The sequence below is a fragment of the Ramlibacter ginsenosidimutans genome, from assembly GCF_016654015.1.
Lineage (GTDB): Bacteria > Pseudomonadota > Gammaproteobacteria > Burkholderiales > Burkholderiaceae_C > Ramlibacter > Ramlibacter ginsenosidimutans.
Genome location: NZ_JAEPWM010000001.1, coordinates 261902 through 284895, shown reverse-complemented (window position 1 = coordinate 284895; position 22994 = coordinate 261902). Strand labels below are relative to the sequence as shown.

Annotated in this window: 22 protein-coding genes; 15 read left to right on the top strand and 7 right to left on the bottom strand. The window is 69.2% G+C overall.

All coding sequences use genetic code 11. The annotated features are described in order from the left end of the window. Positions 1-2 precede the first annotated feature (2 nt). On the bottom strand, positions 3-1193 hold the full coding sequence (locus JJB11_RS01440; protein ID WP_201166122.1) for a chromate transporter: 1191 nt from the start codon (positions 1191-1193) through the stop codon (positions 3-5). A gap of 166 nt (positions 1194-1359) precedes the next feature. Here JJB11_RS01440 and JJB11_RS01435 point away from each other — a divergent pair, with 166 nt between their 5' ends. Beyond that, positions 1360-2349, top strand: a complete 990-nt coding sequence (locus JJB11_RS01435; protein WP_201166121.1) for a YncE family protein — start codon at positions 1360-1362, stop codon at positions 2347-2349. Between the two features lie 45 nt (positions 2350-2394). Here the strand turns inward: JJB11_RS01435 and JJB11_RS01430 are convergent, their stop codons facing one another. The 3 genes from JJB11_RS01430 to JJB11_RS01420 form a co-directional block, all read right to left on the bottom strand. Beyond that, a complete protein-coding gene (locus JJB11_RS01430) occupies positions 2395-2772 on the bottom strand; it encodes a hypothetical protein (protein ID WP_201964537.1) in 378 nt (125 codons plus the stop codon). Between the two features lie 113 nt (positions 2773-2885). Next, positions 2886-4313 carry an amidase gene (locus JJB11_RS01425; protein ID WP_201166120.1) on the bottom strand — a complete coding sequence of 476 codons (1428 nt, stop codon included), beginning with the start codon at positions 4311-4313 and terminating at the stop codon, positions 2886-2888. Positions 4314-4446: 133 nt separating this feature from the next. Beyond that, positions 4447-4695, bottom strand: a complete 249-nt coding sequence (locus JJB11_RS01420; RefSeq protein ID WP_201166119.1) for a PepSY domain-containing protein — start codon at positions 4693-4695, stop codon at positions 4447-4449. A 239-nt stretch (positions 4696-4934) separates the two neighbouring features. Here JJB11_RS01420 and JJB11_RS01415 point away from each other — a divergent pair, with 239 nt between their 5' ends. The 9 genes from JJB11_RS01415 to JJB11_RS01375 all read left to right on the top strand — a co-directional run bounded on the left by JJB11_RS01415 (position 4935) and on the right by JJB11_RS01375 (position 13256). Then, on the top strand, positions 4935-5375 hold the full coding sequence (locus JJB11_RS01415; protein WP_201166118.1) for a hypothetical protein: 441 nt from the start codon (positions 4935-4937) through the stop codon (positions 5373-5375). Position 5376: 1 nt separating this feature from the next. Next, positions 5377-5820, top strand: coding sequence for an ester cyclase (locus JJB11_RS01410; protein ID WP_201166117.1), 444 nt, complete (start codon positions 5377-5379; stop codon positions 5818-5820). 217 nt (positions 5821-6037) lie between these two features. Beyond that, a complete protein-coding gene (locus tag JJB11_RS01405) occupies positions 6038-7558 on the top strand; it encodes an ABC transporter substrate-binding protein (RefSeq protein WP_201964536.1) in 1521 nt (506 codons plus the stop codon). A gap of 16 nt (positions 7559-7574) precedes the next feature. Beyond that, complete coding sequence (locus tag JJB11_RS01400; RefSeq protein WP_201166116.1) at positions 7575-8492, top strand: ABC transporter permease; 918 nt, start codon at positions 7575-7577, stop codon at positions 8490-8492. Beyond that, positions 8492-9397, top strand: a complete 906-nt coding sequence (locus tag JJB11_RS01395) for an ABC transporter permease (RefSeq protein ID WP_201166115.1) — start codon at positions 8492-8494, stop codon at positions 9395-9397. The genes JJB11_RS01400 and JJB11_RS01395 overlap by 1 nt, the downstream gene beginning before the upstream one ends. Beyond that, on the top strand, positions 9384-10379 hold the full coding sequence (locus JJB11_RS01390; protein ID WP_201166114.1) for an ABC transporter ATP-binding protein: 996 nt from the start codon (positions 9384-9386) through the stop codon (positions 10377-10379). The genes JJB11_RS01395 and JJB11_RS01390 overlap by 14 nt, the downstream gene beginning before the upstream one ends. Next, the gene (locus tag JJB11_RS01385) at positions 10376-11344 is read left to right on the top strand and encodes an ABC transporter ATP-binding protein (protein WP_201166113.1); all 969 of its coding nucleotides are present in this window, start codon (positions 10376-10378) and stop codon (positions 11342-11344) included. The genes JJB11_RS01390 and JJB11_RS01385 overlap by 4 nt, the downstream gene beginning before the upstream one ends. Next, positions 11341-12738 carry a M20 family metallopeptidase gene (locus JJB11_RS01380; RefSeq protein ID WP_201166112.1) on the top strand — a complete coding sequence of 466 codons (1398 nt, stop codon included), beginning with the start codon at positions 11341-11343 and terminating at the stop codon, positions 12736-12738. Before JJB11_RS01385 ends, JJB11_RS01380 begins: the two co-directional genes overlap by 4 nt. A gap of 110 nt (positions 12739-12848) precedes the next feature. Further along, positions 12849-13256 (top strand): hypothetical protein, encoded by a 408-nt coding sequence (locus JJB11_RS01375; RefSeq protein WP_201166111.1) that lies wholly within the window; start codon positions 12849-12851, stop codon positions 13254-13256. Between the two features lie 76 nt (positions 13257-13332). Here the strand turns inward: JJB11_RS01375 and JJB11_RS01370 are convergent, their stop codons facing one another. Together JJB11_RS01370 and JJB11_RS01365 are read right to left on the bottom strand one after the other, a co-directional pair. Next, positions 13333-15363 (bottom strand): PKD domain-containing protein, encoded by a 2031-nt coding sequence (locus JJB11_RS01370; RefSeq protein WP_201166110.1) that lies wholly within the window; start codon positions 15361-15363, stop codon positions 13333-13335. Positions 15364-15534: 171 nt separating this feature from the next. Then, positions 15535-16674 carry an AraC family transcriptional regulator gene (locus JJB11_RS01365; RefSeq protein ID WP_201166109.1) on the bottom strand — a complete coding sequence of 380 codons (1140 nt, stop codon included), beginning with the start codon at positions 16672-16674 and terminating at the stop codon, positions 15535-15537. Positions 16675-16914: 240 nt separating this feature from the next. Here JJB11_RS01365 and JJB11_RS01360 point away from each other — a divergent pair, with 240 nt between their 5' ends. The 3 genes from JJB11_RS01360 (at position 16915) to JJB11_RS01350 (ending at position 19397) form a co-directional block, all read left to right on the top strand. Continuing rightward, positions 16915-17328: a VOC family protein gene (locus JJB11_RS01360; RefSeq protein WP_201166108.1), complete on the top strand. Its 414-nt coding sequence runs from the start codon at positions 16915-16917 to the stop codon at positions 17326-17328. Between the two features lie 68 nt (positions 17329-17396). After that, positions 17397-18308, top strand: coding sequence for an EamA family transporter RarD (rarD, locus tag JJB11_RS01355; protein ID WP_201166107.1), 912 nt, complete (start codon positions 17397-17399; stop codon positions 18306-18308). A gap of 126 nt (positions 18309-18434) precedes the next feature. Then, positions 18435-19397, top strand: coding sequence for a Bug family tripartite tricarboxylate transporter substrate binding protein (locus JJB11_RS01350; protein ID WP_201166106.1), 963 nt, complete (start codon positions 18435-18437; stop codon positions 19395-19397). On the opposite strand, the gene JJB11_RS01345 is transcribed toward JJB11_RS01350, so the two are convergent. Then, entirely contained in the window at positions 19384-20271 is an 888-nt protein-coding gene (locus JJB11_RS01345) for a LysR substrate-binding domain-containing protein (protein ID WP_201166105.1), read from the bottom strand. The genes JJB11_RS01350 and JJB11_RS01345 overlap by 14 nt on opposite strands. A gap of 98 nt (positions 20272-20369) precedes the next feature. Between JJB11_RS01345 and JJB11_RS01340 the strand changes: the two genes are divergently transcribed. Continuing rightward, on the top strand, positions 20370-21344 hold the full coding sequence (locus JJB11_RS01340; protein WP_201166104.1) for a tripartite tricarboxylate transporter substrate binding protein: 975 nt from the start codon (positions 20370-20372) through the stop codon (positions 21342-21344). Positions 21345-21354: 10 nt separating this feature from the next. Beyond that, on the top strand, positions 21355-22902 hold the full coding sequence (locus tag JJB11_RS01335; protein WP_201166103.1) for a UxaA family hydrolase: 1548 nt from the start codon (positions 21355-21357) through the stop codon (positions 22900-22902). Positions 22903-22994 lie beyond the last annotated feature (92 nt).

Below are 22994 nucleotides of genomic sequence, written 5' to 3'. Positions count from 1 at the left end.
GGTCAGCCGTGCATCAACGGGTACGCGGCCAGTCCGATCAGGGCCGCAGCCAGCACGATGACGGGCTCCTGCACCTTCTTGAAACGCCAGAGGATGGCAGCCGTCGCGAGCGCGAGCAGCGCGGTGACCCAGTCGGTGACGGAGCGCTGGCCGATCACCACCACCGAGCCGGCGATGGCGCCGATGGCCGCCGCCGTCGCGCCGTCGATGAAGGCGACCAGGCCCGGCCGCTTGCCGTGCTTCCTGAAGTAGGGCGCCGGCAGGATCGTGAGCAGGTAGCACGGCAGGAACGTCGCAGCAGCGGCCGCGACGGCGCCCCAGAAGCCCTGGACGAGAAAGCCGATGAAGCCGGTGGTGATCACGACCGGGCCGGGCGTGATCATCGCCACGGCGACTGCGTCGACGAACTGCCGGTCGGTGAGCCAGCCGTACTCCTTGACGACGCCGCCATAGAGAAAGGGAACGATGGCCAGGCCGCTGCCGAAGACGAAGGTGCCGGCGTACGCGAAGTAGGTGGCGATCTGTGCGAGCTTGTGCAAGTCCGCGTTGCCCAGGGCGAACGCGGCCGCGATGGGCGCGGCTGCCGCATGCAGCGTGCCGCCGCGCAGCCACTGCTTCGGCGGCGCGCGCAACAACCACACCAGGATGCCGGCGCCGATCACCAGCCACACCATCTCCGCCTGCAGCACGATCGTGAGCGCCGCGTTCACCAGGAACACGGCCCACAGCAGCTTGTCCCGGCCGATGTTCTTCGTCGTCAGCTTCCAGGCGCTCATCGCGATGATCCCGATCACCGCCGCGCCCACGCCATAGAAGACCGCCTGCATCCATCCGAGGCCGCCGTACGTGACGTACAGGGCACCGAGGGCCACGACCATGAAGAAGGACGGCAGGACGAACGCGAGCCCGACCAGCGCGGCGCCGAGGACCCGGAAATGCACGAACCCGAGATACATCGCCAGCTGCGCCGCCATGGGGCCGGGCATCAGCTGCGCAAGCGTGAGCCCTTCCTTGTAGTCGCTCTCCGAGATCCAGCCGCGCTTCTCCACGAGATCGCGGTACATGTAGCCCACCAGCGCCACCGGGCCGCCGAAGCCCCAGGTGCCCAGGCCCAGCATGTACTTCACCATCTGCCACAGCGTGTAGCGCAGGGCCGGCGCCTCCGCCGCAGCCGCTGGGATCGCATCGCTCATTTCGGCTCTCCTCGTTCCGTGGTGCGGGAGGTCGCTCGCGCGAAGTGCGCGTCATGAAGGCCGCAGGCACGAGAGTGCCTCATCCATCGTCGTAGTCGAAGCCGAGCGCCGACTCGACACGACTTTGATATTAAAGTCAAAGTAGAGACGGCTACAAAGTTCCACCATGAGCATCTCGCAGGTTCTCGGTGCGGTCGCCAGGGCGCTCGCGGCCGCAGCTTGCTGGGCGCTCCTGCAGGGTTGCGCCATCGCCGGCGGGCTGCACCTGCTGGGCACGATAGCGCTGCCCGGCACACCCGGGCGCATCGACCATCTCGCCTATGCGCCGGACCGGCAGTTGCTGTTCATCGCAGGGCTGGGGGCGAACACGCTGGAAGTGGTCGACGTGGCGGCAGGGCGACGCATTGCGCAAGTGCGCGGGATGCGCGAGCCGCAAGGGACCGCATGGTCGACGGCCCTGGCCCGCGCTTATGTCGCGAACGGCGACGCAGGCACCGTTCAGGCCCTGGAGGGCGTGACGGCCGTCGCCACCGCACGCGGTCTCCCGGATGCGGACAACCTGCGCCTCGACGATGCGTCCGGACGGTTGTACGTTGGTTTTGGCCACGGCATCGCCGTGCTCGACACGCGTTCGCTTGCAGTGCTGCGGCGCTACGAACTCCCGGGACACCCGGAAGCGTTCTCGCTCGCGCGCGACAGGCTCTACGTGAACGTGCCCGAGGCGGGCGCCGTCATCGTGGTGGATCGTGACTCCGGAAAGACGCTGGGTACGTGGAGCGTCGCACCGGCAGCGGCGAACTATCCGCTGGCGCTGGACGCGAACGGGCACAGGCTGTTCGTGGCGACCCGTCGGCCACCCACCATTCGCGTGTTGGATTCCGTGACAGGCCAGCTCGAATCGCAGTTGCCGATCTGCGGCGATGCCGACGACCTCTTCTTCGAGCCGTCCGGCCAGCGGCTGTACGCCATCTGTGGCGATGGCCACGTCAACGTGATCCGGGTCTCCGGTTCAGGTCCGTACCCGATCGAGCAGCGGGTGGAAACGTCGCAGGGCGCGCGAACAGGCCTCCTGGTGCCGGAGCTCGGGAGGCTGTTCGTGGCAGCACCCGCACGCGCAGGGCGCGAGGCGGCGCTGCTCGTGTTCGCCATCGACTAGCGCTCCTGGTAGACGGTCGATCAGCGCAGTCGTGAACGGGCCCGTTCAATCGTCATCGCGGTCCCGGTCGCGGTGGTGGCGGTGCTCCCACCTGCGGTGTTCCCAGCGCTCGTGCTCCCAGCGCCGGTGCTCCCAGTAGGCGCGGCGCGCGTCGCGGTCGGCCCAGTAGGGGCTGGGAGCAGCGTACACCGGTGCGGGCGCGGCATAGACCGGGTCGCGCGCGACGATCGCGGGCTGCACATACACCGTGTCGGGCTGTGCATACACCGGCGGCGCCTGGACGAAGGCCGGCCCCTGTGGGGACCAGGCGGGACCGCCGGCGGAGAAGTACACGTCGGCGGCCTGTGCAGCGGAGCCGAGGCCGAGGAGAAGGGCGGCGACGGCAGCAGCCGACAGCGGACGGGAGAGGGAAGGCAGTTGCATGCGGCACTCCTGTTGAAGAGGTGCAGGCAGCATGCGCCGCGGTGCATGAACGGATCGTGAATCGCTGCGCCCGTCGTCATCGCGCGGCTGCGCCGGAGCTCATGCCCGCGGCATCACCGACCCGAGCCGCCCCCCGACAACGTTCCCGGCCGCGGGATGGGCCGGATCGCCTCGTACGCCGTAGCCGCGCGCAACACGAGTTCGTCGCGGAACATCGGGCCGACGAACTGGATGCCGATCGGCAATCCGTCGGCAGTGAGGCCGCACGGGACCGTGCACGCCGGCTGCTGCGTGAGGTTGAAGGGATAGCTGAACGGCGTCCACGAGAGCATCGCCTCGGGCGACATCGGCACGCTCCCGGGCGGACGGATCTCGAAGGCGGGCACGGCCACGGAAGGGGTCGCGAGCAGGTCGTAGCGCTCCATGAACTGCCGCATGTGCGAGCCCAGGTCCACGCGACGTGCCTGGCACTGCTGCACATGCAGCGCGGAGAGGCGGCTGCCCAGTTCCGCCTGCGCGCGAAAGTCCGGGTCGGTGCACGCCTGCTGCTCGGGCGTGAGCGAGTTCCACACCATCCAGGAGCCGGCGAACCACAGCCCGGTGCTGATCTCCAACGGATCTGCGAAGCCCGGATCCACTTCCTCGACCTGCGCACCCGCCGACTCGATGGCACGGACCGCAGCCCGCACGCCGGCCGCCACCTCCGGGTGCACCTGCGCGTAGCCCAGGCGCGGCGACCACGCGACGCGCAGGCCCGCGAAGCCTTGTCCGAGCGTGGCGGTGTAGTCGTCGTCGTTGGGCGGCAGCGAGGTCCAGTCGCGCGCGTCCGGACGCTTCATCACGTTCATGGCCAGCGCGGCGTCGCGCACGTCCATCGTGTGCGGGCCGATGTGCGCCACCGTGCCCATGGGCGACAGCGGATACGCAGGCACGCGCCCGAAGCTGGGCTTCAGGCCGAAGTTGCCGCAGAACGCGGCGGGGATGCGTACCGAGCCTGCGCCGTCCGTGCCCACCGCAATGGGCCCCATGCCCAGCGCCACGGCGGTCGCCGCGCCGCCGGAAGAGCCGCCGGGTGTGCGCGCCGGATTCCACGGGTTGCGCGTGAAGCCGGAGCGGGGCGAATTGGTCTCGGCCTTGCAGCCGAACTCCGGCGTCGCCGTCTTCCCGAGGATCACGGCGCCCGCTTCGCGCAAGCGCGCCGTGACCGGCGCATCGACGTCCCACGGTTGGTGCTCATCGACCGTGAAGCTGCCGCGCAGGGTGGGGAGCCCTTTCGTGAGGATGAGATCCTTGATGGACACCGGCACGCCGTCCAGCGGCCCGAGCGCGGAGCCGGCGCGCCACCGTGCCTCGCTTGCGCGCGCGGCGGCCAGTGCGCCTTCCGCATCGACGCACACGAAGGCCCGGTACTCGGGGTTGAGCCGCTCGATGCGCTGCAGCACTGCACGGCAGGCTTCGACGGGAGAGGCCTCGCCGGAAGCGAACAGGCGGGCGAGCCGGTGCGCAGGCGCGTCGGCCAGGTGGGCGGGAGAGTCGGGCATGCGGTCCTCCGGGTGCGGGCGGAAGGGCACGCTAGCACGCCGCATCGGCGCGCGCAGGCGGGTTAGCCCGGGGCAGCGGCGGCGACGTTCACCCGGTCCGGCCTAGTCGCCGCGCGAGGACCTGTAGCGAGCGCTAGCGGGACCGCCCCGTCTCGGCGTCGATGACGAGCACTCGCAGCTCGCCCGTGGCGCTGAGCACCCGCACGCGCCACACGACGCTGTTGTCGACGTGCACGCCGCGCTCCACTGCGAGCACGCGGCCGGGGACGATGTGCTGCGCCAGCGTGGCGGCTTCGTCGCGGCTCACCGCGGCCCACGCAGACGGCAGCATGACGGCCAGCGCGACGATGGCTGCGAGGCGGGTCAGGACGATGCGCGACATGAGGGCTCCTTGGATCACGTTGGCATCGAGAATGCCACCCGGACCCTGAACGAAGCAGGAACGAAACGCACAAAGACCCGGATCTGTCACGGTCCCCCAGGGCCCGCAGGAAGACCATCGTTCTAAATCCTGGACGCATGCGGCTGCCTCGGCAGCCCTGCGCCTCGGGAAGTCCCGGAGCGACAGGCGCGAACGGCGTCCTAGACTGAAAGCCGCTCGCAGCAAGTCGGAGGTACCCAATGAAGAACATCGACGGCCTCTTCATGCGCCTGGCGGCGATCTGGTTCCTGGCCGGCGTGGCATTCGGCATCGGAATGGCTGCGTCGCACGACCACGGCATGTTCCCGGTGCACGCGCACATCAACCTGCTCGGCTGGGTCTCGATGTCCATCTTCGCGGCGTTCTACCGCGCCTGGCCCAAGGCGGCCGCGGCGACGCTCGCCCGCTGGCATTTCTGGCTGTACGTGCCGGCGCACTTCGTGATGATGGTGGCGCTGGCGCTCCTCTATCGCGGCGTGAGCGCGATCGAGCCCCTGGCCGCCGTCGCCTCCATCGTCGTGGCGCTCGGCGTGGTGTGCTTCGCCGTGCTGGTCTGGCAGCAGACGGCGCCCGCCGCCCGCGAGCAGCGCGCGCACATCCCGGAAGGCGCCGGCGTCGCCGGAGGCGGCGCGCCCAACTGAGATGCCCTCGGCGCCCGCGGACCGCAATCGCGCAGCCGCCCGGCGCATCAGCTTCGAGCTGTTCGCCGGGGGCCAGCTGGCGCTGCTGGACGAACTCACGACGCCGGATTTCGTCAACCACGGCCAAACCGGCGGCGTGCCGGACGCGGACGGCCGCGCCAGCCTGGCGAACGCCGTGGCGCGCGTGCGCGGCGGTTTCCCGGACCTGCGCTACGAGCTGCTCCACGAGGTCGCGGAGGGCGACTTCGTGGTCCACCACCTGCAGGCGCAAGGCACGCACCTCGGCGAGTTCGCCGGTGCGGCGCCAAGCGGGCGCGTGGCGCAGTGGCGCGAGGTGCACATCATGCGCTTCGAGGACGCACGCATGGCGGAGCAATGGGGCGTGGTCGACCGCCTCGCGGTGCTGCAGCAACTCGGGTTGATGCCGGTCCCTCGCCGCGCTTGAGATCCGGCAGATTTCCTTGCCGGCAACCTGCTTGCGTCCGGGTTTCCGATCGGCCGGGCACGCCTGCGGACGATCCCTCCACTTTCGACGCCCGGCGAGGCCATTCTGGGTACTGCCGGCGCCGCGATCCCTTTCGTCTAAGGGTTAGCAGGCTCTCGATGCGCCCGTGTCCTTCGGTATCCTCCTCGCTTCGTTGAGAGTGATGCAGGAGCAGCGCATGCAGGGAGTCCTCAAGTTCGCGGTGGCCGCAACGGCCGCGGCAGTGGTCGTGGCGTCCGCGCCGGCCTGGGCCGGCAAGAAGACCGACACGCTGGAGATGGCCTACGACCAGGCACCGGAAAACGTCGACGTCTACTACAACAACGTCCGCATCGGCGTGATCCTGGGCCAGACGGTGTGGGACACGCTGCTCTATCGCGATCCCGTCACCCATGAATACAAGGGCCAGCTGGCCAAGAGCTGGAAGCAGGTCGACGACCGCACGCTCGAATTCGAGCTGCGCCAGGGCGTCAAGTTCCAGAACGGGGAGGACTTCGACGCCGACTCGGTGGTCTACACGCTGAACTACGTGGCCGACCCCGCCAACAAGGCGGTGACGCAGGAGAACGTCCGCTGGATCCAGAAAGTGGAGAAGGTCGACAAGTACAAGGTCCGCGTCATCAGCAAGGAGCCGTTCCCCGCCGCCAAGGACTACCTGGCGACCACCCTGCCGATCTACCCCGCCAAGTACTACAAGGAAGTCGGCCCCAAGGGCATGAATGCCAAGCCGGTCGGCTCGGGCCCGTACAAGGTGGTGGAGAACATTCCCGGCAAGTCGATCACGCTGGAGAAGTTCGACGGCTACTTCAAGGATTCTCCGCGCCCGGCGGCGAAGATCAGCAAGGTCCGCATCCGATTCATCCCCGACGGCCAGACGCGGATGGCCGAAGTGATGTCCGGCGGCGAAGACCTGATCATGAACGTGCCGAAGGACCAGGCCGAGAAGCTGCAGGCCGTGCCCGACCTGCAGGTGGTCAGTGGCAACACCATGCGCATCGTGTTCCTGCAGATGAACACGCGCGACGGCACGCCGGCGCCGCAACTGAAGGACGTGCGCGTGCGCAAGGCCATCGAGCACGCGATCGACCGCGAGTCCATCCTGAAGAACATCGTGGGCGGTGGCGAGCTGCTGTCCACCATCTGCACGCCGTCGCAGGTGGGCTGCACGCACGAGGGGGTGCCGGTCTACAAGTACGATCCGGCACTGGCGAAGAAGCTGCTGGCCGAAGCGGGCTACCCCAACGGCTTCGAGATCCCCATCCACGCCTACCGCGAGCGCGACCAGACCGAGGCGATCATCAACTACCTGCAGGCGGTCGGCATCCGGGCGAAGCTGAACTTCATGCAGTACGCCGCCATGCGTGACCAGGAGCGCGCCAACAAGGCGGCCCTGGTGCACTGGACCTGGGGCTCCAACCTGGTCAACGACGCGTCCGCGTCGACGCCGGTGTACTTCGGCGGCGGCGCCGACGATCTCTCGCACGATCCGCAGGTCAAGGAGCTCCTGGACAAGGGCGACCACACGGTCGACACCAAGGCCCGCACCGAGTACTACCGCAAGGCGCTGGAGATCATCGCCGAGAAGGCCTACGCGGTGCCGCTGTGGACCCTGCCCGTGTACTACGTGGCGAGCAAGGACCTGAAGTTCCGGGCCTATTCGGACGAAGTGCCGCGCTTCTGGGAGATGAGCTGGAAGTAACGCGGGAGGACGGCTGATGCTGTTCTATATCGCCAGGCGCCTGGCGCTGGCCGTGCTGGTGGCGCTGACGGTGTCGTTCGTCGCGTACCTGCTGGTGTTCGTGTCCGGCGATCCCGCCGTGGCGCTGGCCGGAGAGGGCGCGCGTGCCGCCGACATCGCCCTGATCCGGCATACCTACGGCTTCGACCGGCCGATCCCGGTGCAGTACGCCGACTGGTTGCTGAACCTGCTGCACGGGCAGCTGGGAACGTCGGTGTACTTCAAGACCGACGTTGCGCCCCTGATCGCCGACAAGCTGCCGACGACGCTGATCCTGGGTGCGGCGTCGATAGGCGTGGCGCTTCTGATCTCGGTGCCGCTCGGCGTGCTCGCCGCGCTCCATCGCCACAGCTGGATCGACCGACTGTGCCTGGGTGTCGCGGTGCTGGGCCAGGCGCTGCCCAACTTCTTCTTCGCGCTGCTGCTGATCATGCTGTTCTCGATCACGTGGCACCTGCTGCCGGTGTCCGGCAGCGGCACGTGGCAGCACTTCGTGATGCCGGCGCTGGCGCTCGGCTACTACGCGGCGCCGGCGTTCATGCGCCTGATCCGCGCCGGCATGATCGAGGTGCTGGATGCGGACTACATCCGCACTGCGCGCGCCAAGGGCCTGCCGGCACGCACCGTGATCTTCAAGCATGCGCTGCGCAACGCGATCGTGCCCGTGGTGGCCCTGTCCGCCGTGCAGCTCGGCTTCCTGCTCGGAGGCTCGGTGGTCGTGGAGGCCATCTTCGCGCTGGACGGCCTGGGCTACCTCGCGTACCAGAGCATCAGCAACAAGGACTTCCCGGTGATGCAGGTGATCGTGCTGCTGCTGTCCGTCATCTACGTCGCGCTGACGCTCGCGGCCGACATCGCCAACGCGTGGCTCGATCCGCGCATCCGGGTCGCGTGATGTCGGCCCGCTTGCCCGCCGTCGCCGAACTGCCCGAGGTCGTCCTCGCGCCGGCACCGCCCACCACGCTGCGCCGGCTGCGCGCCAACAAGGCGCTGATGATCGGCGGCGGCCTGCTGCTGGCGATCGTCGTGCTGGCGGCGTTCGCGCCCATGTTCGCTCCCTACGATCCCTACGTGCAGGACCTCGGCCACCGCACGGTGCCGCCGGTCTGGTACGCGCACGGCACGTGGGCCCACCTGCTCGGTACCGATCCGCTCGGGCGCGACTATCTCTCGCGCCTGATCTATGGCGGGCGCATTTCCCTGCTGATCGGCGCGAGCGTCGCGTTGCTCTCCGGCGTGATCGGCACCACCATGGGCCTCGCGGCCGGGTACTTCGGCGGGCGCACCGACATGGCCGTGTCCTTCATCGTCACGACGCGCCTCGCGATGCCGGTGATCCTGGTGGCACTGGCGACCGTGGCCCTGGTCGGCACGTCGCTGTGGGTCGTGATCCTCGTGCTGGGCCTGCTGAAGTGGGACCGCTTCGCCGTCGTCATGCGCAGCGCGACACAGCAGGTGCGCTCGCTCGAATACGTCGCCGCCGCGCAGGCAGCCGGGGCGTCGACGCTGCGCATCATCCTCGGCGAAGTGCTGCCCAACGTGCTGCCGCACCTGATCGTGGTGGCCTCGCTCGAAGCGGCCAGCGCCATCCTGCTGGAGGCTTCGCTGTCGTTCCTGGGCCTCGGCGTGCAGCCGCCGCTGCCCTCGTGGGGCCTGATGATCTCCGAAGCCAAGGCCTACATGTTCTTCTCCTTCTGGCTCATTGCGCTGCCCGGCGCCGCGCTGGCGCTGCTGATCTTCTCCATCAACCTGGCCGGCGACGGCCTGCACCAGGTGTTCATGCCGAATGAGCGCAGCTGAGTCGCCCGTCGTCCTCGACGTGCAGGGACTGCACGTGGACATCCGCACGGCGTCGGGCGTGGTGCACCCGGTGCGCGACGTGTCGTTCCAGGTGCGCCGCGGCGAGACCCTGTGCATCGTGGGCGAGTCCGGCTGCGGCAAGTCGATGACGTCGCTGGCCATCATGGGCCTGTTGCCGCGCGCGACGCACAGGCGCGCGCGCGCCATGAGCTTCCTCGGCGAGGACCTCACCAAGCTCGGCGAGCAGCGCATGAATGCCCTGCGCGGCGACCGCCTCGCCATGGTGTTCCAGGAGCCGATGACCGCGCTCAATCCCGCCTACACGATCGGCGAGCAGCTGATGGAGCACTACCGGCACCACCGCGGCGCGAGCGGCGCGCAGGCGCGCGAGCGCGCCATCGAACTGCTGCAGAAGGTGGGTATCGCCGCGGCCGGCGACCGGTTGCAGCAGTATCCGCACCAGCTCTCCGGCGGGTTGCGCCAGCGCGTGATGATCGCGATGGCGCTGATGTGCGCGCCCGAACTGCTGGTCGCCGACGAGCCCAGCACGGCGCTGGACGTCACCATCCAGGCGCAGATCCTGCGGCTGCTGGCGGACCTGCAGAAGGAACTCGGGATTGCCATGGTGCTGATCACGCACGATCTCGGCGTCGTGGCACGCATCGCCGATCGCGTCGCCGTGATGTACGCCGGCCAGGTGGTGGAGGAGGGCACGGCAGCTGAGATCTTCGCGCGGCCCCGCCACCCGTACACGCGCGGGCTGCTCGATTGCATCCCGGTGCCGGGCCGCACCGCCCCGGGCAGCCGGCTGGGCAGCATCCCGGGCGTCGTGCCCTCGCTCGCGGGCGAACTGCGCGGCTGCGCCTTCCGCGAGCGTTGCCCCCATGCGCGCGCCGAGTGCAGCCAGCCGATCCCGTTGCGCGACGAGGGCGCGGGACGCCGCTGGCGCTGCATCGTCGACCTGGAGGCGGTGGCCGCATGACTGCCTTGCTGCGCGGGGAGGGGCTGCAACGCACGTTCAGCGTCAAGGCGGGGCCGTTCCGCCCGCACCAGCTGCTGCATGCCGTCAACGGAGTGGACATCGCGGTGGAGCGCGGCAGCGTGCTGGGCATCGTCGGCGAATCCGGCTGCGGCAAGTCGACGCTCGCGCGCATGCTGCTCGGGCTGACGCCGCCGACGGCGGGCAGCATCTTCCTGGAGGGCCAGGACGTCGCGGCGATGGACCGCAAGGCGCTGGCGCGGCGCATCCAGCCGGTGTTCCAGGACCCGTATTCCTCGCTCAATCCGCGCCGCACCATCGGCGCGATCGTCGCCTTTCCGCTGGAGGTGCACGGCATCGGCACCCGGGCGCAACGGCGTGCGCAGGCGCTCGAGATGCTCGAACGCGTGGGCCTGCCCGGGCGGTATGCGGACCTCACGCCGGGACAGCTTTCCGGCGGCCAGCGGCAGCGCGTGGCGATCGCGCGCGCGCTGGTGATGAAGCCGGAGATCGTCGTGTGCGACGAGCCGACCTCGGCGCTGGACGTTTCCGTGCAGGCGCAAATCCTCAACCTGCTGCTGGACCTGCGCGACGAGTTCCGCCTCACGTACGTCGTCATCAGCCACAACCTGGCGGTGGTGGAACACATCGCGACGCAGGTCGCCGTCATGTACCTCGGTCGCGTGGTGGAGTTCGCCGACACGCGCACGCTGTTCGCCAAGCCGCAGCATCCCTACACGCAGGCGCTGCTGTCTTCGGTGCTGACGCCCGACCCCAGCCTGGGCCTGCCGGACACCGGCCTGGGCCTCGCGTTTCCCGATCCGCTGCACCCGCCCGCCGGCTGCGCCTTCCACCCGCGCTGCCCGCGCCGCCACGCCGCCTGCGAGCACGAGCTGCCCGCCCTGGTAGAGACGGGGACCGCGCAGGTCGCATGCAATCTTGTATCTCCCCTGCAAAGGACGCCATGAACAGCCGCGACGCCGCCATCGCCCACGCCCGCAACAGCTTCGATACCGGTGAGTTCCGCGAACTGCTGGCGCGCCGCGTGGCGCTTCCCACCGAGAGCCAGAACCCCGAGCGCGGCCCGGTGCTGCGCCAGTACCTCGAGCAGGAGGTCGGGCCTGCGTTCGAGGCGATGGGGTTTACCTGCCGCATTCTCGAACACGCGAACGCGAAGGCGCCGTTCCTGCTGGCCGAGCGCATCGAGGCGCCCGATGCGACCACCGTGTTCGGCTACGGCCACGGCGACGTGATCCGCGGGCTGGACCGCGAATGGCAGGAGGGCCTGTCGCCCTGGCAGCTGAAGGAGCGCGAGGGCCGCTGGTACGGCCGCGGCATCGCCGACAACAAGGGGCAGCACACGGTCAACATGGAAGCCATGCGGCACGTGATCGCCACGCGCGGCAAGCTGGGATTCAATGCGAAGTTCCTGGTCGAGATGGGCGAGGAGACCGGCTCGCCGGGTCTGCGCGAGCTGTGCACCGAGCACCGCGACGCGATGCAGGCCGACCTGCTGATCGCCTCCGACGGTCCGCGCCTGCGTGCCGAGCGGCCGACGGTCTTCCTCGGCTCGCGCGGCAGCATGAACTTCGACCTGACGATCGAGGCGCGCGCGGGTGGCCATCACTCCGGCAACTGGGGCGGCCTGATCTCGAATCCGGGCATCCAGCTGGCGCACGCGATCGCATCCATCGTGTCGCCCACCGGCCAGATCCGCATCCCCGAATGGGTGCCGGCGGAACTGCCCGCGTCGGTCCGTCGCGTGCTCGCCGATTGCGAAGTGGATGGCGGCACGGACGGCCCGGAGATCGAGGCGTGGTGGGGCGAGCCGGGGCTCTCGCCCGCCGAGCGTGTGTTCGGCTGGAGCAGCTTCGAAGTGCTGGCGTTCAAGACCGGCAACCCCGACACGCCGGTGAACGCGATCCCGCCGCGCGCCTGGGCGCGCTGCCAGCTGCGCTTCGTGGTCGGCGTCGATCCGGAGCAGGTGCTGCCGGCGCTGCGTCGCCATCTGGATCGGCACGGCTTCGGCATGGTGCAGATCGCCACGACGCGCGAGACCTTCTTCAACGCCACCCGGATCGACCCCGACGACGCGTGGGTGCAATGGGCCGTCGCTTCGCTCGCGCGCACCACCGGCAAGAAGCCCGCGATCCTGCCGAACCTGGGCGGCTCGCTGCCCAATGACATCTTCACCGACCTGCTCGGCCTGCGCACCATCTGGGTCCCGCATTCGTACGCGGGCTGTTCGCAGCATGCGCCCAACGAGCACCTGCCGCCCGAGCTGCTGCGCGAAGGGCTGGAGGTGATGACCGGGCTCTACTGGGACCTGGGATCGGGGGATACGCCGGCGGCGCAAAAGTGAAGGGACGCGGCCGGGCGCCACTCGCGTCGAACGGGGGCCTGGATCGGAAATCCATGCCCTAAAATGCGCATCCCTCGTCCACCTTCCGCCTAACCGGGCAGGCCTGAAACATGCGCCAGAAGATTCGAGTGCTGCTCACTGTCAGCGCCGTCATCGGCCTGATCTTCGGTCTCGGGCTCCTGCTGGCGCCCGCACCGCTCTTGCAGCTGTACGGGCTGAACACGGATGACACCGGCTTGCTCCTTGCACGTCTTTTCGGAGTGGAGCTCATTGGCTACAACCTGGTAGGCTGGATCGCCCGCAGCGCTGATCCGCATCCTTCCGACAGCACCCCGCGCGCGGTGGTGTGGGGCCATGTCGTGTCCGAGACCATCGGGGCGCTGGTCACTGCATGGGCCGCGGCGCGAGGACTTGGCAGTCCTCTGCTCTGGGGCGTGGTTGCGCTCTACGGCGTGCTTGCGGTGGCGTTTGTCTGGGCGGCGCTCGCGCTCCGGGAGAGCAGAGCGCGGGCCGCCTGACGAACGATTGCACGGCCGGCCCGACCGGCCGGTCCGCGAAGCCGGCCTGCGCCGTCCCCGCTTCATCGCATCGCGACTAGGGCAGGGCCTGCTGCCCCGTGGCCGTGGTGCCCGCCCCGTCCGAGGCCTGCACGCTCACCGTCGACGCGCCCACGACCTTGCGGCAGGTGACGCTCAGGCCGACCGGCGTGGCGCCGCCCGGGCAGGTCCAGCGCGCCGCCAGCAGCGTGCCCTGGCCGCCGTTGGCGCTCACGGTCAGCTTGTTGTAGTTCGGATCCGCTGCCGTCGCGACCGAGATCGTCAGCGCGAGCGGCGGCAGGATCGTCAGCGTCTGCTTCCAGGAACGCGTCTTGCCGGTCGTGCTGTCCGTGACAGTGGCCTTCACGTTGTACGTACCGGGCGCGCCGTAGGCGTGCGTCAGCCGATCCTGGCTGTTGGAGGCGACCGGCGCGGTGCCGTCGCCGAAGTCCCAGGCGAGTGCGCTCAGCACGTCGTTCGGCTGGTTGTAGTTGACCTGGGGCTGCGCGGTCGAGCCGTAGAAGCTGATGCTGGTGCCCGGAGTCGTCGCGATTCGCGTGGGGTAGAACTGGATGCCCGGAAGCACGGCGACCGAGGTGTCTGCGGGCGCGTGCACGGGAACGGCGGCGGACTGCACCTGGAAGCCCAGGGTCGCCGCGTTGGCGTAGCCGGCATCGGCGATCTTCTGCGCGAGGTCCGGGCCGACGTTGTACTTGGCGAAGTCGCTGGAGCCGAACTGCGTGACCGTGTAGTCGCTCGGGTTCCATGCGTAGCCGAGGAAGTCGCCCGCCAGCCCGACCACGTTGACGGACTGCGCGTCGACGACACCGGCGCGGATCGCGTCGTTGACTTCGGCGAACGCCTCGCCCGGGTTGCTCACGTACATCAGCGGGCCGATGCGCAGCGCCGTGATGTAGGTGCCCAGCGTGGTCGCGCCCGAACCGCTGCACGCTCCGTTGCACCAGGGCTGCGCCAGTGCGCGCGGGATGGAGCAGCTGGCGCTGGAGCTCGTCGAGGGATTTCCGCTCGCGTCCAGGCAGATCGCACCGTACGCGCCGTTGGCCGCCATCAGGCGAAGCAGGCCCTGGTTGTACGGGGAGTTGCCGACGGTGATCGTCGTCGTGAGGGTCTCGGCGCTGGCCAGCGTGTTGCTCTTCAGGGGCGCGGCCTTCGCCATCGCGAGGCGCAGCGCATTCGCCACGTACTCGCCCTGGTACGACACCTCGGCGTAATCGGCGTTCGTGCCGGGCGATTCCTGGCGTCCCAGCGTGCCGGAGCCCACCACGGCGATGCCGCCCACGGTGTCGTCCATGTTCTTGCGCACATAGCCCGGCACGTCCGCCGAGAAGCCCTGCACGGTGCTGCCGTTGAACGGGCGGAACTCGTCGGGGTGGTTCGGGATGTTCACGTACAGCGCGTTGGTGGCTCCCGTCTGGGGGTCCCGAGCCCACAGAACCGGCATGCGCGCGTCCACGGTGAAGCCGTCCACGTGGTCGGTGCCCTGGCCGTTCTGCCAGATGATGGAGCTGATGTCGCCGTTGGCGGTCCACAGCTCCGAGGTCTTCAGGTTCGCCGCCGCCTGGTCGACGGCCCGCACGACCGCGTCGTGCACCGTCTTCACGTAGGCGCGGTTGGCGGGGGTCATGCTGCCCCAGATGCCGACCAGCGTCGGCGTCGCGTGCGAGTGGGTCGTCGAGACCATCACGCCCGAGCGGTCCACCGTGAAGCCGTGGGCCGCGAGCGCCGTCGCCGCGTCGACGCGGGCGCCCACCTGGCCGTAGCCCGCCTCGGAACCCTGGTAGTCGGCGAACCAGCCGGTGCTGTCGACGACGGCGAAGGCGACCGCCCTGGTGCCGTTGGCGACCACGAAAGCGCGCACCTGCAGCGGGTCGTTGGTCACCGTGATCGCCTGCTTGCTCGGGTCGGAATAGCCGCCGACCGTCACTGCCGTCGTGGGCGAAATGTCGACGACCGCGGCCCCGACCTGGAACAGCGCGTTGGGTGTGTCGCTGACCCCTTGAGGGGTCTGCTGCGGGGGCGCAGTGGGCGCGTCGTGTCCGCCGCCGCAGCCGCCGAGGGCGAGCAGCATGCAACCCATCCAAACTGCCAATCTCTTCATGGTTCGAGTCTCCGAATGCATCAGTGGTCGGCCTCGGCTCCTGCAAGGCGCAGGGGCACGGCCATGTGGGGGATGCTGTCGGCGCGCCCCGCGCACCGGCCCGCAGCCCGGTGCATCGTGCGGCCGCCAGTCCTCAGGGCCCTAGTCCTTGGGTGCCGGCGTCTTGTCCTTTGGCGACAGGCTGCGCTGCGGGATGCCCGCGGCGATCGAACGCTGCAGCGCCTGCGGCCCGACGCCGAACCAGCGCCGGACTGCGCGGTGGAAAGCCGAGCCGTCCGCGTAGCCCAGGTCGATCGCGATCTCGCCGAGCGTGAGCTGCCGCTCCGCGAGCCGGCGCAGCAGGCGCTGCCGCCGACTCGCTTCGACGAGGGTGCTGAATCGCGTGCCCTCGGCGTCCAGCTTTCGCATGACGGTGCGGCGGGACATGCCGAGCCGCGACGCGACCCACGCGAGGTGATAGCTGTCGGCCGAGTCGGTGCGGAACAACTGCTCGATCTGGGCCGAGAGCGACTTGGCCCAGCCTTGCTCGCGCTCCGCCTCCTCGCAGGCGCGCCACGCCCGCTGGTACTCGCTGGCTGACGCGGTGGGCAGCACGGTGTCGGCCAGCTTGCGCGGAAACTGCAGGAAGGCGGCGTGGGTGCTACGCCCTACTTCGACTCCCAGTTCCGCCCACTCCGCCGCCACGTCGGCTCGCGGTCCGGGAAGGTGCAGCGTCACCACGCGAGTCGCGCCGCGGCACAGGTCTTCCAGCGTGCGGCACAGCATCGCCCACAGGAAATCGAGCGTGAAGCGCTCGCAGTCGCCCAGCGCCACGCGGGGCACGGCGCGGAGGTCGAGGCCCCGGGCGTGCTCGCGCAGGCGGAACTCGAGCACGGCCAGCCGCAGCGGCGCGAATCGCACCAGCGCCTCGAGCGCCTGGCGCAGGTCGCGAGCACACGCCATCAGGTAGGCGAGCGGGCCGTGGGCCAGCATCGGTACCTTGTAGCCCACCCGCACGGCCAGGCCCGCGTAGCGCGAAGGCCCCTGCAGGTCGCGCAAGAGGTGGCGCCAAGCCACCAGGGGCACGGGTTCCTCCCGTTCCTGCAGGGCCTGCGCGTCGAGTCCCAGGGCGGCCAGGCGCGCGGTGAGATCGATGCCTTCGGCCTTCGCGGCGGCGAGCAGCAGTCGCAGGTAGGCCGGATGCACCAGGGGCAGGTCCGTCGCTCGCGCTACGGGCGGTGCCGGGTCGGGCGGGGAGAGGGGCTCGCAGGCTTTGGCGAGCGGGGAGGTGTCGCGGTTCATGGGCGTCCGCCTGCGCCGGGCGCGCTGCGGCGGTCGGAGCGGCAGGGTGGTCGGCCGGAATCGTCGCAGGGACGAAGCCCCGCGGGCCCCTACTTCGAGAGGGGGCCCGGCACTTCCGACGGAAAACGGCGTCGGGTCGTTAGCTGCCGTACGTCGTGCCTGTGATCACCAGGAAGCTCGTGCGCTCGTCTCGCATGGGCCAGTGGCGGGCCGATGCGCGCGTCCGGCTACGATCTCACCATGCAAACGTGTTTCCACCTGGCCTACCACGTCCGTGACCTGGACGCATCGCGGGCCTTCTATGGCAAGGTCCTCGGCTGCCGCGAAGGCCGCAGCACGGAGACCTGGGTCGACTTCGACTTCTTCGGTCACCAGATCTCGCTGCATCTCGGCGAGCCCTTTCCGGTGTCGAACACCGGGCGCGTCGGCGAGCACATGGTGCCGATGCCGCATCTGGGACTGGTGATGGCGATGGACGACTGGACCGCCCTGGCAGAACGCCTGAAGGGACAGGAGGTCGACTTCGTCATCCCGCCCAGCGTGCGTTTCCGGGGCGAGCCCGGCGAGCAGGCGACGATGTTCTTCCGCGACCCGAGCGGCAACCCGATCGAGGTGAAAGCGTTCGCGGACCTGGGCAAGGTCTACGCGACCTGAGCCCCTTCGCGGCGCCACGAAGGGTTCCAGGCGCCGGGCGCACCTCGCCCAGCAGCGACAATCGCCGCATGTCTTCCGGTGTACTGCAAGCGGCCCTCGCGTACGCGATGTGGGGCCTGTTCCCCCTGTATTTCCATCTCCTGTCCGCCGTCGACGCGGTGGACATCGTGCTCCATCGCTCGCTGTGGTCCCTGGCCTTCGTGCTGGTGCTGCTGTCCGTGCTGCGCCGCTGGTCGTGGCTGCGCGACGTCGTACGCCGTCCGCGCACGCTGGCCATCTTCGCGTTCAGCGCGCTGCTGTTGTCGGGCAACTGGCTGGTCTACGTCTGGGCGGTGAACCACGGCCGCGTCGTGGATGCGAGCCTGGGCTACTTCATCACGCCGCTGCTGAACGTGCTGCTCGGTTATTCCGTGCTGGGAGAGCGGCCACGCCGCGCGCAGTGGTGCGCCCTCGCGATCGCGGCAGCGGGCGTGGTGTGGCTGGCCGTCGTCGCCGGCTCGCTGCCGTGGGTCGGGCTCGTCCTGGCCGGGACTTTCGGGGTCTACGGACTGATGCGCAAGACCGCGCCGCTCGGCGCCCTCGAAGGGCTTGCGCTGGAGACCTTGCTGCTCGCACCGCTCGCGATCGGCCTGCTCGCCTGGAGGACGGCGCACGCCGGCAGCGCCTTCGGCGGCGACGCGACGCTGCTGGCACTGCTCGCGTTGGGCGGTCCGCTCACCGCGCTGCCACTGCTGCTGTTTGCCGCGGGCGCCAGGCGCATCCCGATGACCACGCTGGGGGTCCTGCAATACATCGGCCCGACGATCCAGCTGGCGCTCGGCGTGTGGTTGTTCCACGAGCCGTTCGCCGGGCCGCGTCTCGTCGGGTTTGCGTTGATCTGGCTGGCGCTGGTGATCTACACCGGGGAAAGCTGGGTGGCGATGCGACGGCGTGCGTCGCTCGGGGCAGGCGCTCCGCGGCCGAGGCCGAAGGCGCGCTAGGCGCGTGTGGTCAACGTACGAAGAGCGCTGAGCCGGTGTTGCGTGCGCAACGCGACACGGGCTAACCAGCACTGACTGCGGGGGCTTGCGTCGTTAGCATCGCGCAACAACAAAGGAGACCCTCGCATGCAAAGACGCCTCGCCATCGCCACGCTGTTGCTCGCCGCCGTCGCGGCGCAAGCCCAGGATAAGTGGCCAAGCAAACCAATCACTTACGTCGTGCCGTTCGGCGCAGGCGGCACCACCGATGTACTGGCCCGGCTGGTGACACCGAAGGCGGGCGCAGCGCTGGGTACCACTTTCGTCATCGAGAACAAGCCGGGCGCGGGCGGCGGGATGGGATCGGACTTCACAGCCAAGGCGCCGCCGGACGGCTACACCATCCAGGGCGGCACCATCAGCTCGCACGCCATCAACGTGAGCCTGTATTCCAGGCTGCCGTACGACCCCGTCAGGAACTTCACGCCGATCACCATGATCGGCTCGATGCCCAACGTGCTGGTGGTGCGCGCGGACAGCCCGTACAAGACCGTGCAGGACGTGATCGCCGCGGCGAAGAACAAGCCCGGCTCGATCAACTACGCGTCTTCGGGCAGCGGTACCTCGCAGCACCTGTCCGGCGTCTTCTTCGAGCAGATGACGGGCGGCAAGATGGTGCACGTACCCTACAAGAGCAGTGCCGAATCGCTCAATGCGCTGCTGTCGGGGCAAGGCGCGGACATCATCTTCGAGAACCTGGCGCCGGCGCTGCCGCAGATCCAGGGCGGCAAGATCCGCGCGCTGGGCGTCACGTCCGCCAGGCGATCGTCGATCCTGCCGGACGTGCCGGCGATTTCCGAAGTGCTGCCGGGCTTCGACATCTCGTCGTGGCAGGCGGTCTTCGCGCCCGCCGGCGTGCCCAAGCCCATCGTGGACCGGCTCGCGGCGGAGATGATCAAGGCGATCAACGATCCCGAAGTGAAGTCCAAGCTGGTGGCGCAAGGCATCGAGCCGGGCGGAATGACACCCGCCGAACTCGCCGCTTTCCAGAAGTCCGAAGTGGCGAAGTGGGCGAAGGTGATCAAGGCGGGGAACATCAAGCTGGATTGACGGCCGGTGCGCGGGTTGCCGCGTCGGCCTCGGCGAGCAGCGCGCGGGCGAGCGCCGCTTTCGGCCCCTCGGTCCACAGCAGCCCCATGCGCCGCACCGGTGCCGTCCCGGGCAGCGGCAGCCGGACCACGTCGAGCCCCTCGGGCCAGGGCGGGGACCAGTCCGGGATCAGCGACACGCCGAGACCATGGTGCACGAACACGGCGATCGCATTCAGCGCGTCGATCTCGATGCGTTCCTGCGGCTGGATCTGGTGCTCGCGCAGCCATGCGTCCGCCATCCGGCCGCCCCACATGCTGCGGTCATAGCGCAGGAAGGGTTCGCTCGCGAGCAGGTCCAGCGGATCGCGCCCGGCCAGCGCGCGGGGCGCCAGCAGGCACAAGGGTTCCTCCACCAGCACCTGCCATCCACAGGACTTGGGCAGCGTGAACTGGGGCTCCACGATGATGGCGGCGTCGAGCATGCCGGCGGTCACGCGCTGGTACAGCGTCCCCGAGTTGCCCGGCTCCATGTACACGGCCAGCTTGGGGTGCTTGCGGTACAGGCCGCGCAGCAGCGGCGGCAGCAGGCCCGTGAGCGAGGAGGCGGACACGCCCAGGCGCCATTCGCCCAGCGGCGCGTCGTCGTTGGCCAGGGCCTGCAGGTTGCGCACGTCGCGCAGCACGGCGCGCGCGTGGGTGAGGATGCGCAAGCCGGACTCCGTGGCCTTGACGGTGCGGCCCGCCCGCTTCACGAGCGCCGTCCCCATCGCTTCTTCGAGCGACTTCACCCGCGCTGCGACGGCAGCGGGCGTGAGGTCCAGGCGACGCGCAGCCTCGGCCATCGAGCCGCAGTCGATCACCATCACGAAGCTTTGCAGGAACTCGGTGTCCATCCGGAGCAAAAGAACATTATCGAATGAATGTGGCGGCGCTTGGTTCCGGACGCCGCCGGGTGCGCCATCATGCGCGCGCACAATCCGAAGGAGACAAGATGACCGTCACCCGCCGCGCCGCCCTGGGCGCCACCGCCGCCACCCTGGCCGCCGCCATCCTGCCCGCCCGCGCGGCCGGCTACCCGGACAAGCCGGTGAAGATCGCCGTGGGCTTTGCCGCCGGCGGCGGCGCCGACATCATCGCCCGCATGGTGGGCACCCAGATGGGAGCACAGACGGGCCAGTCCTTCCTGGTGGACGACAAGCCGGGTGCCACGGGCACCATCGCCGCCACCTACGTGGCCAGGTCGGCCGCCGACGGCTACACCATCTTCCTCGGCTCGCAGTCGACGATGCTGGTGGCCCCCAACATCTATCCCAAGCTGCAGTTCGACCCGGTCAAGGATTTCACCCCCATCAGCATGCTGGTCTCCATGCCCATGATCCTGGCCGTGCACCCCAGCGTGCCGGCCAGGAACATGCAGGAGCTGATCGCACTGGCGAAGAAGGGGAAACTTTCGTACGCCTCTGCCGGCGCCGGCGGTCCGCAGCACGTGGCGGGCGAGCTGTTCAAGACGGAGCTGGGCATAGACATGACGCACGTCCCGTACAAGGGCGAAGCGCCCGCTCTCACCGACGCCGTCGGCGGCCAGGTGCCCGTCATCTTCTCCAACGTGCCCGCGATCCAGCCCTACGTGCAATCCGGCAAGCTGCGCGCCATCGCGCAGACCGGCCTCAAGCGCCACCCCGCCTTTCCGGATGTGCCCACCATCGCCGAAGCCGCGAAGCTGCCCGATTTCGAAGTGCTGACCTGGTACGGCCTGTTCGCCCCGGCCGGCACGCCGGCGCCCGTCGTGCAGAAGCTCGAGAGCGAGGCGATCGCGGCGCTGAAGTCGAAGGAGCTTTCCGGCAAGGTGACGGACCAGGGCTTCACGATCGTGGCCAGCACCAGCCAGCAGTTCTCCGAGCTGATGAAGGAGCAGGTGCCCCGCATGGCCAAGCTGATCAAGGCCGCCCACATCTCCGTCGAGTGATTGCGCCCGCATGATCGAACTATCAGGCAAGAAGGTGCACGGACCCATCATCCGCCTGCACCCCAACGACAACGTCGTGGTGGCGCGGGTGGACGTGGGCATCGGCACGCCGGTGCCCAGCGAAGGCTTCACCAGCCGCAGCCAGGTGCCCGCGGGCCACAAGATCGCCGCGCGCGCGATCAAGGCGGGCGAGGCGATCCTGAAGTACAACGTGTGCATCGGCTTCGCGGCCGTGGACATCGCACCGGGCACCTACGTGCACTCGCACAACGTGAGCTTCCGCGAGTTCGATCGTGACTACGCGTACGCAAGCGAGTACGTGGCCACCCCGGTGCTTCCCGACAGCGAGCAGGCCACGTTCATGGGCTACGTGCGCCCGGACGGCCAGGTCGGCACGCGCAACTACATCGGCATCCTGTCCACCGTGAACTGCTCGGCGACCGTCGTGCACAAGGTGGCGGAGTGGTTCACGGAGGAGCGGCTGGCGGCCTTTCCCCACATCGATGGCGTCGTCGGCCTCACGCATGGCCTGGGCTGCGGCATGGAAATGAGCGGCGAGCCCATGGACCTGCTGCGCCGGACCATCGGCGGCTACGCGAAGCACCCCAACTTCGCCGGCGTGCTGATCATCGGGCTGGGCTGCGAGCGCAACCAGCTCTCCGGCCTGCTCGCGCAGGAGAAGCTCGAAGCCAACCCGCGCCTGGCGACCTTCGTGATGCAGGAGTCGGGCGGCACGCGCAAGACCGTGGAAGCCGCAGTCGAGGCGGTGAAGAAGATGCTGCCGCGTGCCAACGACGTGGCGCGCGTGCCCGTGTCGGCGAAGCACCTCAAGGTGGGCCTGCAATGCGGCGGGTCCGATGGGTTCTCGTCGATCACCGCCAATCCTGCGCTGGGCGCAGCGATGGACATCCTCGTGCGCCACGGCGGCACGGCGATCCTGTCGGAGACCCCGGAGATCTATGGCGTGGAGCACACGCTCACACGTCGTGCAGTGAACGAGTCCGTCGGCAAGAAGCTGATCGACCGGATCCGCTGGTGGAAGGAGGAATACTCCCCCGGCCGCGACGTGCAGATCAACGGCGCCGTGAGCCCGGGCAACCAGGTGGGCGGCCTCGCGAACATCTTCGAAAAGTCGCTGGGCTCCTCCATGAAAGGCGGCACCACGGGCCTGATGGAGGTCTATCGCTACGCCGAGCCGGTCAAGCAGAACGGCTTCGTCTTCATGGACACGCCGGGCTTCGACCCGTGCTCCGCGACCGGCCAGATCGCCGGCGGCGCGAACATGATCCTGTTCACGACCGGCCGCGGCTCGATGTTCGGCGCCAAGCCGGTGCCCTCGATCAAGCTGGCCACCAACACGCCCATGTACTCGCGGCTCACCGAGGACATGGACTACAACTGCGGCGAGATCCTGGACGGCACCAGGACGATGGCGGAAACGGCCGAAGAGATCTTCCGGCTGACGCTGAAGATCGCTTCGGGCGAGCGCAGCAAGAGCGAACTCCTCGGTCTCGGCGACCACGAGTTCGTGCCGTGGAATATCGGGGTGGTGAGTTAGGAGCTGGGGTTCGCCTGCGGCTCACCGCCAGCCTACGTCGAAATTCGCGCTCACCCCGTAGGCTGGTGGTGAGCGCAGCGAACCCCAGCACG

Bases quoted from the DNA above. Each gene is read 5' to 3' on its own strand.
- JJB11_RS01440 (WP_201166122.1), bottom strand. From the start codon at position 1,193: ATGAGCGATGCGATCCCAGCGGCTGCGGCGGAGGCGCCGGCCCTGCGC.
- JJB11_RS01435 (WP_201166121.1), top strand. From the start codon at position 1,360: ATGAGCATCTCGCAGGTTCTCGGTGCGGTCGCCAGGGCGCTCGCGGCC.
- JJB11_RS01430 (WP_201964537.1), bottom strand. From the start codon at position 2,772: ATGCAACTGCCTTCCCTCTCCCGTCCGCTGTCGGCTGCTGCCGTCGCC.
- JJB11_RS01425 (WP_201166120.1), bottom strand. From the start codon at position 4,313: ATGCCCGACTCTCCCGCCCACCTGGCCGACGCGCCTGCGCACCGGCTC.
- JJB11_RS01420 (WP_201166119.1), bottom strand. From the start codon at position 4,695: ATGTCGCGCATCGTCCTGACCCGCCTCGCAGCCATCGTCGCGCTGGCC.
- JJB11_RS01415 (WP_201166118.1), top strand. From the start codon at position 4,935: ATGAAGAACATCGACGGCCTCTTCATGCGCCTGGCGGCGATCTGGTTC.
- JJB11_RS01410 (WP_201166117.1), top strand. From the start codon at position 5,377: ATGCCCTCGGCGCCCGCGGACCGCAATCGCGCAGCCGCCCGGCGCATC.
- JJB11_RS01405 (WP_201964536.1), top strand. From the start codon at position 6,038: ATGCAGGGAGTCCTCAAGTTCGCGGTGGCCGCAACGGCCGCGGCAGTG.
- JJB11_RS01400 (WP_201166116.1), top strand. From the start codon at position 7,575: ATGCTGTTCTATATCGCCAGGCGCCTGGCGCTGGCCGTGCTGGTGGCG.
- JJB11_RS01395 (WP_201166115.1), top strand. From the start codon at position 8,492: ATGTCGGCCCGCTTGCCCGCCGTCGCCGAACTGCCCGAGGTCGTCCTC.
- JJB11_RS01390 (WP_201166114.1), top strand. From the start codon at position 9,384: ATGAGCGCAGCTGAGTCGCCCGTCGTCCTCGACGTGCAGGGACTGCAC.
- JJB11_RS01385 (WP_201166113.1), top strand. From the start codon at position 10,376: ATGACTGCCTTGCTGCGCGGGGAGGGGCTGCAACGCACGTTCAGCGTC.
- JJB11_RS01380 (WP_201166112.1), top strand. From the start codon at position 11,341: ATGAACAGCCGCGACGCCGCCATCGCCCACGCCCGCAACAGCTTCGAT.
- JJB11_RS01375 (WP_201166111.1), top strand. From the start codon at position 12,849: ATGCGCCAGAAGATTCGAGTGCTGCTCACTGTCAGCGCCGTCATCGGC.
- JJB11_RS01370 (WP_201166110.1), bottom strand. From the start codon at position 15,363: ATGCTGCTCGCCCTCGGCGGCTGCGGCGGCGGACACGACGCGCCCACT.
- JJB11_RS01365 (WP_201166109.1), bottom strand. From the start codon at position 16,674: ATGAACCGCGACACCTCCCCGCTCGCCAAAGCCTGCGAGCCCCTCTCC.
- JJB11_RS01360 (WP_201166108.1), top strand. From the start codon at position 16,915: ATGCAAACGTGTTTCCACCTGGCCTACCACGTCCGTGACCTGGACGCA.
- rarD (WP_201166107.1), top strand. From the start codon at position 17,397: ATGTCTTCCGGTGTACTGCAAGCGGCCCTCGCGTACGCGATGTGGGGC.
- JJB11_RS01350 (WP_201166106.1), top strand. From the start codon at position 18,435: ATGCAAAGACGCCTCGCCATCGCCACGCTGTTGCTCGCCGCCGTCGCG.
- JJB11_RS01345 (WP_201166105.1), bottom strand. From the start codon at position 20,271: ATGGACACCGAGTTCCTGCAAAGCTTCGTGATGGTGATCGACTGCGGC.
- JJB11_RS01340 (WP_201166104.1), top strand. From the start codon at position 20,370: ATGACCGTCACCCGCCGCGCCGCCCTGGGCGCCACCGCCGCCACCCTG.
- JJB11_RS01335 (WP_201166103.1), top strand. From the start codon at position 21,355: ATGATCGAACTATCAGGCAAGAAGGTGCACGGACCCATCATCCGCCTG.